The sequence below is a fragment of the Pseudomonas sp. LA5 genome, from assembly GCF_028640825.1.
In the GTDB taxonomy this organism is placed as follows: Bacteria; Pseudomonadota; Gammaproteobacteria; order Pseudomonadales; family Pseudomonadaceae; genus Chryseomonas; species Chryseomonas aestiva.
On the sequence record NZ_JAQYZY010000020.1, the window covers coordinates 1 to 12,785 of the forward strand.

11 protein-coding genes and 1 other RNA gene are annotated in these 12,785 nt (G+C 62.7%); 7 read left to right on the plus strand and 5 right to left on the minus strand.

Annotated features, from left to right (window positions below; translation table 11 throughout):
- Positions 1 to 291: 291 nt before the first annotated feature.
- Positions 292 to 3,126, minus strand: coding sequence for an excinuclease ABC subunit UvrA (gene uvrA, locus PVZ72_RS03855; protein WP_187980474.1), 2,835 nt, complete (start codon positions 3,124 to 3,126; stop codon positions 292 to 294).
- Between the two features lie 269 nt (positions 3,127 to 3,395).
- Between uvrA and PVZ72_RS03860 the strand changes: the two genes are divergently transcribed.
- Positions 3,396 to 4,784, plus strand: a complete 1,389-nt coding sequence (locus PVZ72_RS03860; protein WP_273861261.1) for an MFS transporter — start codon at positions 3,396 to 3,398, stop codon at positions 4,782 to 4,784.
- 25 nt (positions 4,785 to 4,809) lie between these two features.
- Positions 4,810 to 5,364: a single-stranded DNA-binding protein gene (ssb, locus tag PVZ72_RS03865; protein WP_158893811.1), complete on the plus strand. Its 555-nt coding sequence runs from the start codon at positions 4,810 to 4,812 to the stop codon at positions 5,362 to 5,364.
- Between the two features lie 53 nt (positions 5,365 to 5,417).
- Here the strand turns inward: ssb and ssrA are convergent.
- Both ssrA and smpB read right to left on the minus strand, forming a co-directional pair.
- Positions 5,418 to 5,770: a transfer-messenger RNA gene (ssrA, locus tag PVZ72_RS03870) on the minus strand.
- Between the two features lie 82 nt (positions 5,771 to 5,852).
- Positions 5,853 to 6,329 (minus strand): SsrA-binding protein SmpB, encoded by a 477-nt coding sequence (gene smpB, locus PVZ72_RS03875; RefSeq protein ID WP_007162671.1) that lies wholly within the window; start codon positions 6,327 to 6,329, stop codon positions 5,853 to 5,855.
- Between the two features lie 172 nt (positions 6,330 to 6,501).
- Here smpB and PVZ72_RS03880 point away from each other — a divergent pair, with 172 nt between their 5' ends.
- Together PVZ72_RS03880 and PVZ72_RS03885 are read left to right on the plus strand one after the other, a co-directional pair.
- The gene (locus PVZ72_RS03880) at positions 6,502 to 6,936 is read left to right on the plus strand and encodes a type II toxin-antitoxin system RatA family toxin (protein WP_133863028.1); all 435 of its coding nucleotides are present in this window, start codon (positions 6,502 to 6,504) and stop codon (positions 6,934 to 6,936) included.
- On the plus strand, positions 6,929 to 7,234 hold the full coding sequence (locus PVZ72_RS03885) for an RnfH family protein (protein WP_187980472.1): 306 nt from the start codon (positions 6,929 to 6,931) through the stop codon (positions 7,232 to 7,234). The genes PVZ72_RS03880 and PVZ72_RS03885 overlap by 8 nt, the downstream gene beginning before the upstream one ends.
- Before the next feature lie 7 nt (positions 7,235 to 7,241).
- On the opposite strand, the gene PVZ72_RS03890 is transcribed toward PVZ72_RS03885, so the two are convergent.
- Positions 7,242 to 7,781 carry an outer membrane protein assembly factor BamE gene (locus tag PVZ72_RS03890; RefSeq protein WP_187980471.1) on the minus strand — a complete coding sequence of 180 codons (540 nt, stop codon included), beginning with the start codon at positions 7,779 to 7,781 and terminating at the stop codon, positions 7,242 to 7,244.
- A gap of 94 nt (positions 7,782 to 7,875) precedes the next feature.
- Between PVZ72_RS03890 and fur the strand changes: the two genes are divergently transcribed.
- The gene (gene fur / locus PVZ72_RS03895; protein ID WP_007162667.1) at positions 7,876 to 8,280 is read left to right on the plus strand and encodes a ferric iron uptake transcriptional regulator; all 405 of its coding nucleotides are present in this window, start codon (positions 7,876 to 7,878) and stop codon (positions 8,278 to 8,280) included.
- A gap of 62 nt (positions 8,281 to 8,342) precedes the next feature.
- Here the strand turns inward: fur and recN are convergent, their stop codons facing one another.
- Entirely contained in the window at positions 8,343 to 10,010 is a 1,668-nt protein-coding gene (gene recN / locus PVZ72_RS03900) for a DNA repair protein RecN (protein ID WP_273861262.1), read from the minus strand.
- Positions 10,011 to 10,176: 166 nt separating this feature from the next.
- Between recN and grpE the strand changes: the two genes are divergently transcribed.
- Positions 10,177 to 10,743, plus strand: coding sequence for a nucleotide exchange factor GrpE (gene grpE / locus PVZ72_RS03905; RefSeq protein ID WP_273861263.1), 567 nt, complete (start codon positions 10,177 to 10,179; stop codon positions 10,741 to 10,743).
- Between the two features lie 93 nt (positions 10,744 to 10,836).
- Positions 10,837 to 12,765 carry a molecular chaperone DnaK gene (gene dnaK / locus PVZ72_RS03910; protein ID WP_133863033.1) on the plus strand — a complete coding sequence of 643 codons (1,929 nt, stop codon included), beginning with the start codon at positions 10,837 to 10,839 and terminating at the stop codon, positions 12,763 to 12,765.
- Positions 12,766 to 12,785 lie beyond the last annotated feature (20 nt).

A 12,785-nucleotide genomic window follows, 5' to 3' on the forward strand; every position in this document is an offset into this window, starting at 1 on the left:
CGTCCGCAAGAGCCCAAGAGCCACAACAGCCCGGCTGCGCCGGGCTGTTGGGTTTGAAGCGCGGCACAGAATCATCGTAGGTTGGCGCTGAGCGTAGCGAAGCCCAACAATCAGCTCCGCTGCAGGGATCAAGCGAACGGCGGCGGCGCGGTGAGGGGGGCAAGGCTGGAGTATGGATGTTGGGCTTCGCTATGCTCAGCCCAACCTACCGCAGCACCTAAGGCGGCGTTACGTGAGCAAGAAAAAGCCCGGCATTGGCCGGGCTTTTTGCGTTCTGGAAGGTGCCGAAGATTACTCCCGGTCACGTTCCAGCAAGGGCTTGAGGAAGTGGCCGGTATAGGACTTCTTGTTCGCCGCGACCTCCTCGGGTGTACCTGTCGCGATGATCTGACCACCCTTCGAACCGCCTTCCGGGCCCAGGTCCACCAGCCAGTCGGCGGTCTTGATGACATCGAGGTTGTGCTCGATCACCACCACGGTATTGCCGTGATCCCGCAGGCGATGCAGAACGTCCAACAGCTGCTGGATATCGGCGAAGTGCAGACCGGTAGTAGGCTCGTCAAGAATATAGAGTGTCTTGCCGGTATCACGCTTGGACAACTCCCGCGCCAGCTTCACACGCTGGGCCTCGCCGCCTGACAGGGTCGTAGCGCTCTGGCCGAGACGGATATAGGACAGGCCGACATCCATCAGCGTCTGCAGCTTGCGCGCCAGGGCCGGGATGGACTCGAAGAAGGCATGGGCCTCTTCGATAGTCATGTCCAGGACCTCGGTGATGGTCTTGCCCTTGTACTTCACCTCCAAGGTCTCGCGGTTGTATCTCTTGCCCTTGCAGACGTCACAGGCGACATAGACGTCCGGCAGGAAGTGCATCTCCACCTTGATGACGCCGTCGCCCTGGCAGGCCTCGCAGCGGCCGCCCTTGACGTTGAAGGAGAAGCGCCCCGGGGTGTAGCCGCGGGAGCGGGATTCCGGGACGCCGGAGAACAATTCGCGAATCGGGGTGAAAAGACCGGTGTACGTCGCGGGGTTGGAACGTGGCGTCCGGCCGATGGGGCTCTGGTCGATGTCCACCACCTTGTCCAGGTGCTGCATGCCGTCGAAGCTGTCATGGGCGGCGACTTCCAGGGTCGTCGCGCCATTGAGCGCCGTGGCGGTCAGCGGGAAGAGGGTGTTGTTGATCAGAGTCGACTTGCCGGAGCCGGATACCCCGGTCACACAGGTCAGCAGCCCAACGGGAATCTCCAGATTGACGTTCTGCAGGTTGTTGCCGCGGGCACCCTTTAGCTTCAGCAGCTTCTTCTTGTCCCGCGGCGTGCGCTTGGCGGGGACTGCGATCTTCTTGCGACCCGACAGGTACTGCCCGGTCACCGAGTCGGGGTGCTGCATAACCTGGTCGGGCGTACCTTCCGCAATGATCTGGCCGCCGTGCACGCCGGCGCCCGGACCTATGTCGATGACATAGTCCGCCAGGCGGATGGCGTCCTCGTCGTGCTCGACGACGATGACGGTGTTGCCCAGGTCGCGTAGATGGGTCAGGGTACCCAGCAGGCGCTCGTTGTCGCGCTGGTGGAGGCCGATGGAAGGCTCGTCGAGGATGTACATGACGCCCACCAGACCCGCACCGATCTGGCTGGCCAGGCGGATACGCTGCGCCTCGCCGCCGGACAGGGTGTCCGCGCTGCGATCCAGGGTCAGGTAGTCCAGGCCGACGTTGACCAGGAACTGCAGTCGCTCGCGGATCTCCTTGAGGATCTTGTCGGCGATCTGCTGCCGCTGGCCCTTGAGGGTGAGGTCCTGGAAGTACTGGGTGGCATCGCCCACGGGCAGGCGGGTGACCGCCGGCAGGGTCTTGTCGCCGACCCACACATGCCGGGCTTCGCGGCGCAGACGGGTGCCATTGCAGTCCGGGCAATGCTGGGTGCTCAGATACTTCGCCAGCTCTTCGCGTACGCTCTGGGATTCGGTCTCGCGATAACGCCGCTCCAGATTCGGCAGGATGCCTTCGAAGGGGTGGGCACGCTTGACGATGTCGCCGCGGTCATTCAGATAGCGGAAGTTGACGCTCTCGCGTCCGGAGCCGCTGAGGACCGCCTTGCGGTGCTTGTCATCGAGACCCTTGAAGGGCTCGTCCAGGCTGAAGCCATAGTGGCTCGCCAATGAGCCGAGCATCTGGAAGTAGTAGACGTTGCGCCTGTCCCAGCCGCGGATGGCGCCCTCGCTGAGACTGAGCTCCTCGTTGACCACCCGGCGGGCATCGAAGAACTGCTTCACGCCCAGGCCGTCGCAGGTCGGACAGGCACCGGCAGGGTTGTTGAAGGAAAACAGCTTGGGCTCCAGCTCGCCGATGGAAAAGCCGCAGATCGGACAGGCGAAACGCGCGGAGAAGACGATCTCCTCACCCTTCCCGCCTTCCATGGGCGCGATGATGGCGATGTCGTCGGCCAGCTTCAGCGCCGTCTCGAAGGATTCCGCCAGGCGTTGCTGGAGGTCTTCGCGCACCTTGAAGCGATCCACGACCACCTCGATGGTGTGCTTCTTCTGCTTGTCGAGCTTGGGCAGTTCGTCCATCTCGTGCAGACGACCATTGACGCGGACGCGGACGAAGCCCTGGGCGCGCAATTCCTCGAATACCGAGAGGTGTTCACCCTTGCGCTCGCGCACGATGGGGGCGAGCAGCATCAGTCGCTCGCCTTCCGGCATGGCCAGCACCTGATCGACCATCTGGCTGACGGTCTGGGCTTCCAGGGGCACGTCGTGTTCCGGGCAGCGGGGCGTACCGACGCGCGCATAGAGCAGACGAAGGTAGTCGTAGATCTCGGTGATGGTACCCACGGTGGAGCGCGGGTTGTGCGAGGTGGATTTCTGCTCGATGGAGATCGCCGGGGACAGGCCTTCGATGGTGTCCACGTCGGGCTTTTCCATCATCGACAGGAACTGCCGGGCATAGGCCGACAAGGATTCCACGTAGCGGCGCTGGCCTTCGGCATAGAGGGTGTCGAACGCCAGCGAAGACTTGCCGGAACCGGACAGGCCGGTAATGACGATGAGCTTGTCCCGGGGGAGGGTAAGGTCGATGTTCTTCAGATTATGGGTGCGGGCCCCACGGATGAGGATTTTATCCACGTAGACTTCTGCCTCGTTTTGGCGGCGCTTCAATAGGAAAGAGGTCTCGTCCCGGGCTGCGGCTATCTGCCGCGCCTGTGAGAGAGGGGGTAAGGCTGGTAAAATTGGTGGCCCGACAGCGGTGATCGGGCGTTCGTGATCCTGGCGGTCGGGAACGTTCGGACGAGCGCTCGGCTATCTTCACCGCTTCCTCCCTAAATGGTCATTGTCACGACTGTTTTAAAGCTGTGTGGCGACGTAAAAGCCTGTCGCCGACGAGAGGATTATCAATGCTCGACAAGCGCAGTGAAGCCATGAACGGCGTCGAACGCCGTGCCGCCCTAGGGCTGGCTCTGGTCTTCGCCTTTCGTATGCTCGGTATGTTCATGGTGCTCCCGGTCCTGGCGACCTATGGTCAGGAGTTGGCTGATGCCACCCCGGCGCTGATTGGCCTGGCCATAGGTGCCTATGGTTTGACCCAAGCGGTTCTGCAAATTCCCCTGGGGACGCTGTCCGATCGCATCGGTCGACGCCCCATCATCATTGGTGGACTGCTGGTGTTCGCCCTTGGTGCCGCCATTGCCGCCAATGCCCACTCGATCTGGGGCGTCATCGCCGGTCGTATCGTGCAGGGCGGTGGTGCCATTTCGGCCGCCATCATGGCACTGCTGTCGGATCAGACCCGCGAGCAGCATCGCACCAAGGCCATGGCTACCATCGGCATGAGCATCGGCGTGTCCTTTGCCGTGGCGATGGTGGCCGGACCGCTGCTGACCCGTGCCTATGGTCTGGCCGGTCTGTTCTGGGCGACCTGCGGACTGGCACTGATCGGCTTGCTGATCGTGCTGTTCCTGGTTCCTCACCAGGCTTCGCCCTTTGCCCATCGGGAGTCGAATCTGGCGCGCCAGGCGCTGGGCGCCACCCTGCGCAATCGCGATCTGCTGCGGCTGGACTTCGGTATCCTGGCGCTGCACGCTGTGCTGATGGCCAGTTTCGTCGTCCTGCCGCTGGCCCTCGCCGAACACGCCGGCCTGCCCAAGGAAGAGCACTGGTGGGTTTACCTGACCGCACTGGTGGTCGGCTTCTTCGCCATGGTTCCCTTCATCATCTATGGTGAAAAGAAGCGACGGATGAAGCGCGTGCTGGTGGGTGCCATCAGTGTGCTGGTGCTCTGCGAGCTGTACTTCTTCTTTTTCAGCGACAGCCTGGTGGCCCTGGTCATTGGCATCGTGGTGTTCTTTACCGCCTTCAACCTGCTGGAGGCCTCGCTGCCGTCACTGGTGAGCAAGGTGGCACCTGCAGGCGGCAAGGGCACCGCCATGGGGATCTATTCCACCAGTCAGTTCCTTGGTTCCGCATTGGGCGGTATCCTCGGTGGCTGGCTGTTCCAGCATGGTGGCCTGTCCACCGTCTTCCTGGGTTGTGCGGCGCTTTGCCTGGGATGGGCGGTGGTAGCTGGCACGATGCGAGAACCGCCCTATGTCACCAGTCTGCGTTTGCCGGTTACGCCCGCGCTAGTCAACGACCAGGGATTGGTCGGACGCCTGTTGGCCCTGGCCGGAGTGACCGACGCGGTAATGGTGGCGGAAGAACAAGCCGTCTACATCAAGATCGATACTAAAATCGTCGATCGGGCGCAATTGGAGCGACTGGTAAGCCAAACGCCAGTCGCCGCTTGATCGACAGCCCTATCAGGAGATTCATATGGCCCGTGGCGTCAACAAAGTCATCCTCGTCGGCAATGCCGGCGCCGATCCCGAAACCCGCTACATGCCCAATGGCAATGCGGTGACCAATGTCACCCTGGCCACCAGCGAAAGCTGGAAGGACAAGCAGACCGGCCAGCAGCAGGATCGCACCGAATGGCACCGTGTGGTGTTCTTCGGTCGTCTGGCAGAGATCGCCGGCGAGTACATCCGCAAGGGCTCCCAGGTCTATGTCGAAGGCAGCCTGCGTACCCGCAAGTGGCAGGGTCAGGACGGTCAGGATCGCTACACCACCGAAATCGTGGTCGATATCAACGGCAACATGCAGTTGCTGGGTGGCCGCGGTGGCAATGCCGGTGGCAACGATGAATACAACCAGAGCGCCCCTGCGCCCCAGCAGCAGCGTGCCCCTCGTCCGCAGCAGTCGGCTCCGCAGTACGACAACGGTGGCAATGCCGGCTCTGGCAACAGTCGTCCTCAGCAGCAGCCCAAGCCCCAGCAGCAGCCGGCTCAGCAGGACTACGACAGCTTCGACGACGACATTCCCTTCTAGGGCCTCGTTGATCAGGCAAAGAAAAAGGGCAGCCAGTGGCTGCCCTTTCTTTTTGGTGGAGGCGGGGGGATTTGAACCCCCGTCCGCCAGCTCTCCGCTATCGGTTCTACATGCTTAGCCCTGTCTACTGAGTTAACCCATTGCGGCCCGACGGGCAGGGTGCTTTGGGCGAGCTGTATAAGTTTTAGCCGTTACGTCTACAGCGAACTTGGCGGCGATCCTGTTCTATCTGACAGTCGTTTCGGGTTTACAGGCATCCCCTAGCGACTGCTAGCCGCGTTAAGCAGCTAGAGCGTAGTTGTCGTCGTTGGCAACTATAAGTTTGCAGCAGCGAATTTACGAGTTCTGCTACCAGCTCGGCATGCCCCTCAAGTTTCGTTACCGGCGTCGAATCCTAATCGCCCCCAAAACTTGCTGGTCGTTCACTATAGGAATTCCAGCCGTCCTGCGCAAGTCATTGCTGACGAAACGTTTTTTTAGCCGCTTGGCTACTTGGCGTCCTTGCGGATGGCGCGCTGGATCTCACGGTCGGAATCGCGCTCGCGTTCAGTGGCACGCTTGTCGAATTCCTTCTTGCCCTTGGCCAGGGCGATCTCGCACTTGACCAGGTGTTTTTTCCAGTAGAGCGACAGCGCTACGCAGGCGTAGCCCTTCTGCTGCACCGCGCCGAACAGCTTGCCCAGCTCGCGCTTGTTCAGCAGTAGCTTGCGGGTGCGGGTGGGGTCGGCGATGACGTGGGTACTGGCAGTCTGTAGCGGGGTGATGTGGCTACCGAGCAGCCAGGCTTCGCCGTCCTTGAGCAGCACATAGCTGTCGGTCAGCTGCGCCTTGCCGGCTCTTAGGCTCTTGACCTCCCAGCCTGCCAGGGAAACACCTGCCTCGAAGCGGGTGTCGACGAAGTATTCGTGTAGCGCTTTCTTGTTCTGCGCGATGCTACCGGGGGAGACTTTCTTTTGCTTGGCCATGATTCCAGGGTACAGCGAGTCGGGGGAAATGTCGCCACGCGCTTGAGCGGGTATGAGCAAACACGGACAATACCGCGGTTCTGGACCGTGGCAGGCTGGTGCGGGAGTAAAATGCGAGCGCCGCCCTCAAATTCAAGGTCCGACACCGATATCGCTATTCTACGAGGTTCCGATGAGCTCGCACATCCAACGTTCGGCGTTGCTTCCCTATCCTGCTTCAGCGCTCTATGCGCTGGTTAATGACGTGGACCGTTATCCGGAGTTCCTGCCGTGGTGCTCGTCCGCCCAGATTCTGGAGCAGAACGAAGGGCTGATGCGCGCCGGTCTCACCGTGGCCAAGGGCGGCCTCAGTCAGCAGTTCACGACCCGCAATACCCTGGTGCCGGACGAGTCCATCACCATGGATCTGGAGAAGGGGCCCTTCAAGCAGCTGCATGGCGTCTGGACATTCAAGGCACTGGGCGACAAGGCCTGCAAGATCTCGCTGGATCTGTCCTTCGAATACGACAGCGCCATCGTGCGCGCGACCCTGGGCCCGCTGTTCAATCAGGCGGCCAATACCATGGTGGATGCCTTCTGCCAGCGTGCCCGAGCCCTCTATGGCTGAGCGTCTCGCCATCGAGGTGGCACTGGCGCTGCCGGAGCGGCAATGGCTATTGAGGCTGGAGCTGGAGGAGGGCGCCACGGTCGCGCAGGCCGTGCTGGCTTCGGGTCTGCTCGACCAGCTGACGCCAGAGCAGCGCGAAGGCTATCGGGTCGGCATCTTTGGCAAGCAGGTCGCCAAGCCGGAAGAAAGGAAGCTGCTGGAAGGCGAACGGGTCGAGATCTACCGCCCGCTGCTTGCGGATCCCAAGGAGAGTCGCAAGCGGCGGGCCGAAAAGGCCAGAGCCAAGACTGGCCTCTAGCTGGAGATCACTGACCGTCGGTACGGATGCGGTCGGGAGTCGGGATGGCAGCCGGCCGAGCGCTATCGATCTCTTTCTGGATAGTGTCTTCGGTCGAGCCGGGCACGGCGGGCGTTTCCGGTGTCGCAGCAGGCGCAGCAGCGGGTTGCGCCGGCGCGGTGGGATCCATGCTGGTACCACTGTCGGTACCCATGATCTGCTGTTCACGGCTGGTGCCGGGCATGAAATCGCCAGCCAGGCTACTCAACTGGTTGTCACCGTTGAACACCAGGCTGACACGCTCTTGTTTCCGCTGACCACCGGCGGCCTGCAGGCTGTACAGATAGTCCCAGCGATTGGGATGGAAGGTGTCCTGGATCAGCGGCGAGCCCATGATAAACCGGACCTGTTGTCGGGTCATTCCGGGGCGCAACTGGTCTATCATGTCCTGGGTGACGACGTTGCCCTGCTGGATGTCGATCTTGTAAACCCCCGGCAGAGAGCAGCCGGCGAGCATGGCTAGGCCCATCAGAGAGAGCCCGGTCAGCGTTTGCTTGAGGTTTTGCATCGGTGGGAGACTTCCACTATCTTGCTGGGCAACGAAGCACCGATCATACCCGTATTCCCGAGGGCTGCGAAAGCACTCGGCACCGAGAAAGAGCATGGTAGAGAACAACGAACTCCGCAAAGCGGGTCTGAAAGTGACCCTGCCGCGCGTCAAGATATTGCAGATGCTGGACACCACCGAGCAGCGCCACATGAGCGCTGAAGACGTTTACAAGGCGCTGATGGAAGCAGGCGAGGACGTGGGGCTGGCAACGGTCTATCGGGTCCTTACCCAGTTCGAAGCGGCCGGCCTGGTGGTGCGCCACAATTTCGATGGCGGTCACGCCGTGTTCGAGTTGGCCGACACCGGACATCACGATCACATGGTGGATGTGGATACCGGCGAAGTCATCGAGTTCACCGATGCCTCGATCGAAAAGCGTCAGCGCGAGATCGTCGAAGAGCATGGTTTCGAGCTGGTCGATCACAACCTCGTGCTGTACATCCGTCAGCGCAAGTGAAGATCCAGACATGAAAAAGGCGACTCCGAGTCGCCTTTTTCATGTCTGTTGCCAGCCCGCATCTAGCGGCTGACCACCAGCTTGCGGGCATGGGCGAGGGATTCGCGGGTAAGGTCGACGCCGCCGAGCATGCGCGCCACTTCCTCCACACGGCGCGCCCGGTCCAGTTTTGCAACCGCCGTACGGGTCTCGTCGGTGCCGCGTTCCTTGTGCACGAAAAGATGCTGATGCCCCTGGGCCGCTACCTGGGGCAGGTGGGTGACCGTCAGTACCTGGCCGCGCTCGCCCAGCTGCCGTAGCAGCTGGCCGACCACCTCGGCAGTCGGGCCGCCGATGCCGACGTCTACTTCGTCGAACACCAGCGTGGGCGTGCGCGAGGTCTGGGCGGTGATGACCTGGATGGCCAGGCTGATCCGTGACAGTTCGCCACCGGAAGCGACCTTGGCCAGTGGGCGCAGGGGCTGGCCCGGGTTGGCGCTGACGCGGAATTCGACCCCCTCGTTGCCCACCGGCTGGGGTTCGCCGGTGCTGCCCGGCGTGAGAGTGATGCTGAAGCGGCCACCTGGCATGCCCAGGCGCTGCATCTCGGTTTCGACCGCTGCGGCCAGCTCCGGCGCCCGTTGCTCGCGCAGACGGCTCAATTCGCCGGCCTTTTCCTGGTAGTGGCGCTCGAAGGCGGCCAGCTCTTCCTGCAGGCGCTCCAGAGCGACGTCGTCGGCATCCAGCGATTGCAGTTCGTTGCGCAGCTGTTCGTGCAGCTCCAGCAGGGCTTCGGGTTGCACGCGATGCTTGCGGGCGAGGCTGTAGACGCTGTCGAGACGCTCCTGTACCGCCTGCTGGCGCTCCGGGTCGGCTTCGAAATGATCGACGAAGCGATTGAGTTCGTTCATCGCCTCCTCGATCTGGATCTGCGCGGAGGCGAGCAGGTTGCTGGCTTCCTGGATCTGCGCAGGCGGGCGGTCGAAGGCAGTCAGGCGTGCCACGCTGGCATTGAGCGCTGACTGGGCATTGCCCTGCTCGTTCTCGGTACAGAGGTCCATGGCCTGGCGGCAGGCCAGCAGGATGTGCTCGGCACTCGCCAGATCGCTCTGCTCCTGCTCCAGGGCCTGCAGCTCGCCCTCGACCAGGGCGAGGTTGTCGAGTTCTTCCAGCTGATAGCTGAGCAGCTGATGGCGGGCGCGTTGCTCGTCACCGTTGCGGGTCAGGCGCTCCAGGGTCTGGCGCACCTGGCGCCAGCGCTGGGCGGCGAGTTGCACCTGGCGCACCAGCTCGCCCGCGCCGGCGTATTCGTCCAGCAGGCGGCGATGGGTATCGAGACCGAGCAGCGATTGGTGTTCGTGCTGGTTGTGGATGTCGATCAGCAGACCGCCGAGGGTCTTGAGGTCGGCCAGCGGGCAGGGCGAGCCATTGATATAGCCGCGCGAGCGTCCTTCGCGGGTGATGACGCGGCGCAGCAGGCAGGGCCCGTCCTGCTCCAGGTCTCGCTCGGCGAGCCATTGGCGCGCCTCGGGTATGTCGGTGGTATCGAAGCTGGCCAGGACATCGGCCTTGTCGGCGCCAGGCCTTACCGCATCGCTGTCGGCGCGGTCGCCCAGGGTGAGGCCGAGGGCATCGAGCATGATGGACTTGCCGGCGCCGGTTTCGCCGGTGATCACGGTCATGCCGCGCTCGAGGTCGAGGTCGAGGTGTTCGACGATGGCGTAGTTGCGGACGGACAGATGCACCAGCATGCGACGATCTCCGAAAGCGGTTTTCTGGTTGTTTATACAGTGCCTCTCGGGCACTGGCAATCCATACAGCTCTTGAAGCGCCGGCCGGCGGCCCCATATAGGCGCCATCGATCAAGGCATCGTCCATTAGCGGGCGCGCCCACCGGCATTATCACAGGAGGACTCCATGGCCGACGAACAGAACTCCCAGACCCCCGAGCACGAAGCAGCCGTTAAGGGCGACGTCCAGCACGAGGATCTCGCCACCCGCGTCGCCACGCTCGAAGAGCAGCTCGCTGCTGCCCAGGATCAGTCGCTGCGCAGCGTCGCCGAACTGCAGAACGTGCGTCGTCGCGCCGAGCAGGATGTGGAGAAGGCGCACAAGTTCGCGCTGGAAAAATTCGCCGGCGATCTCCTGCCGGTGCTCGACAGCCTGGAGCGTGGCCTGGAGTTGTCCAACGCCAGCGACGAGGTCCTCAAGCCCATGCGTGAAGGCATGGAGCTGACCTTGAAGATGCTGCAGGACACCCTCAAGCGCTATCAGGTCGAGGCCGTCGATCCCCACGGCGCGCCCTTCAACCCGGAGCACCACCAGGCCATGGCCATGGAGGAGAGCGCTACCGCCGAGCCGGGCAGCGTGCTCAAGGTGTTTCAAAAGGGCTATCTGCTCAATGGTCGCCTGCTGCGGCCGGCGATGGTGGTAGTCAGCAAGGCACCTGCGGCGCAGCAGCCGAGCATCGACGAAAAGGCTTGAAATTCTTTCGCTCGGCCCCATCTGGTAGGCAAGCGAACATCAAAGGCCCCCTGAGCGGGCCGCGCGGAATCTGAGATTTCTGGAGAAGACTACATGGGCAAGATCATCGGTATCGACCTGGGGACGACCAACTCCTGCGTCGCGATCCTCGAAAACGGTAACGTCAAGGTACTGGAAAACGCCGAAGGCACCCGTACCACGCCGTCCATCATCGCCTACACCAACGATGGCGAGACCCTGGTCGGCCAGCCGGCCAAGCGCCAGGCGGTGACCAATCCGCAGAACACCCTGTACGCGGTCAAGCGTCTGATCGGTCGGCGTTATGAAGAAAACGTCGTGCAGAAAGACATCGAGATGGTCCCCTACAAGATCGTCAAGGCCGACAACGGTGACGCCTGGGTCGAGGCCAAGGGCCAGAAGATGGCGCCGCCCCAGGTGTCTGCCGAAGTCCTGAAAAAGATGAAGAAGACCGCCGAGGACTACCTGGGCGAAGCCGTGACCGAGGCGGTCATCACCGTACCGGCCTACTTCAACGACAGCCAGCGCCAGGCCACCAAGGATGCCGGTCGCATCGCCGGTCTGGACGTCAAGCGCATCATCAACGAGCCCACCGCGGCTGCCCTGGCCTATGGCCTGGACAAGGCCAAGGGCGACCACACCGTGATCGTCTATGACCTGGGCGGCGGCACCTTCGACGTCTCGGTCATCGAGATCGCCGAGGTAGATGGTGAGCATCAGTTCGAGGTGCTGGCCACCAATGGCGACACCTTCCTGGGTGGCGAAGACTTCGACATCCGCCTCATCGACTATCTCGTCGAAGAATTCAAGAAAGAAAGCGGCATGAACCTCAAGGGTGACCCGCTGGCCATGCAGCGCCTGAAGGAAGCTGCCGAGAAGGCCAAGATCGAGTTGTCCTCGGCTACCCAGACCGACGTCAACCTGCCGTACATCACCGCCGATGCCAGCGGTCCCAAGCACCTGAACGTCAAGGTCTCCCGCGCCAAGCTGGAGTCCCTGGTGGAAGAGCTGGTCGAGCGCACCATCGAGCCGTGCCGCACTGCGCTGAAGGACTCCGGCCTGGACGTCTCCGACATCCACGAGGTCATCCTGGTGGGCGGTCAGACCCGCATGCCGCTGGTGCAGAAGCGCGTAGCCGACTTCTTCGGCAAGGAAGCGCGCAAGGACGTCAACCCGGATGAAGCCGTCGCCATCGGTGCCGCCATCCAGGGCGCCGTGCTGGCCGGCGACGTCAAGGACGTGCTGCTGCTGGACGTCACTCCGCTGACCCTGGGCATCGAGACCATGGGTGGTGTGATGACCGCGCTGATCGAGAAGAACACCACCATCCCGACCAAGAAGTCGCAGGTGTTCTCCACCGCCGACGACAACCAGGGCGCCGTGACCATCCACGTGCTGCAGGGCGAGCGCAAGCAGGCCGCGCAGAACAAGTCGCTGGGCAAGTTCGACCTGGCCGAGATCCCGCCGGCGCCGCGTGGCGTGCCGCAGATCGAGGTGACCTTCGACATCGACGCCAACGGCATCCTCAACGTGTCCGCCAAGGACAAGGCCACCGGCAAGCAGCAGTCCATCGTCATCAAGGCGTCCTCCGGTCTGTCCGAGGACGAGATTCAGCAGATGGTGCGTGACGCCGAGGCCAATGCCGACGAGGATCGCAAGTTCGAAGAGCTGGCTGCCGCCCGCAACCAGGGTGATGCTCTGGTGCACGGCACCCGCAAGATGCTGACCGAGGCCGGCGACAAGGCCACCGCGGAAGAGAAGAGCACCATCGAGAAGGCCATCGGCGAACTGGAAACCGCGGTACGCGGCGACGACAAGGATGCCATCGAAGCCAAGATGAATGCCCTGTCCCAGGCCTCCGCGCCGCTGGCCCAGAAGCTCTATTCCGAGCAGGGTGCTGCCGCGGGTGCCGAAGGCGCCTCGGCCAAGGCGGACGGTGATGCCAAGAAGCCCGGCGACGACGTGGTCGATGCCGAGTTCGAGGAAGTGAAGGACAACAAGTAAGCCGCGTGCTTACCGCACCT

Coding starts and splice junctions, on each gene's coding strand:
- fur (WP_007162667.1), top strand. CDS start 7,876: ATGGTAGAGAACAACGAACTCCGCAAAGCGGGTCTGAAAGTGACCCTG.
- PVZ72_RS03860 (WP_273861261.1), top strand. CDS start 3,396: ATGCTCGACAAGCGCAGTGAAGCCATGAACGGCGTCGAACGCCGTGCC.
- PVZ72_RS03890 (WP_187980471.1), bottom strand. CDS start 7,781: ATGCAAAACCTCAAGCAAACGCTGACCGGGCTCTCTCTGATGGGCCTA.
- grpE (WP_273861263.1), top strand. CDS start 10,177: ATGGCCGACGAACAGAACTCCCAGACCCCCGAGCACGAAGCAGCCGTT.
- ssb (WP_158893811.1), top strand. CDS start 4,810: ATGGCCCGTGGCGTCAACAAAGTCATCCTCGTCGGCAATGCCGGCGCC.
- PVZ72_RS03880 (WP_133863028.1), top strand. CDS start 6,502: ATGAGCTCGCACATCCAACGTTCGGCGTTGCTTCCCTATCCTGCTTCA.
- dnaK (WP_133863033.1), top strand. CDS start 10,837: ATGGGCAAGATCATCGGTATCGACCTGGGGACGACCAACTCCTGCGTC.
- recN (WP_273861262.1), bottom strand. CDS start 10,010: ATGCTGGTGCATCTGTCCGTCCGCAACTACGCCATCGTCGAACACCTC.
- smpB (WP_007162671.1), bottom strand. CDS start 6,329: ATGGCCAAGCAAAAGAAAGTCTCCCCCGGTAGCATCGCGCAGAACAAG.
- PVZ72_RS03885 (WP_187980472.1), top strand. CDS start 6,929: ATGGCTGAGCGTCTCGCCATCGAGGTGGCACTGGCGCTGCCGGAGCGG.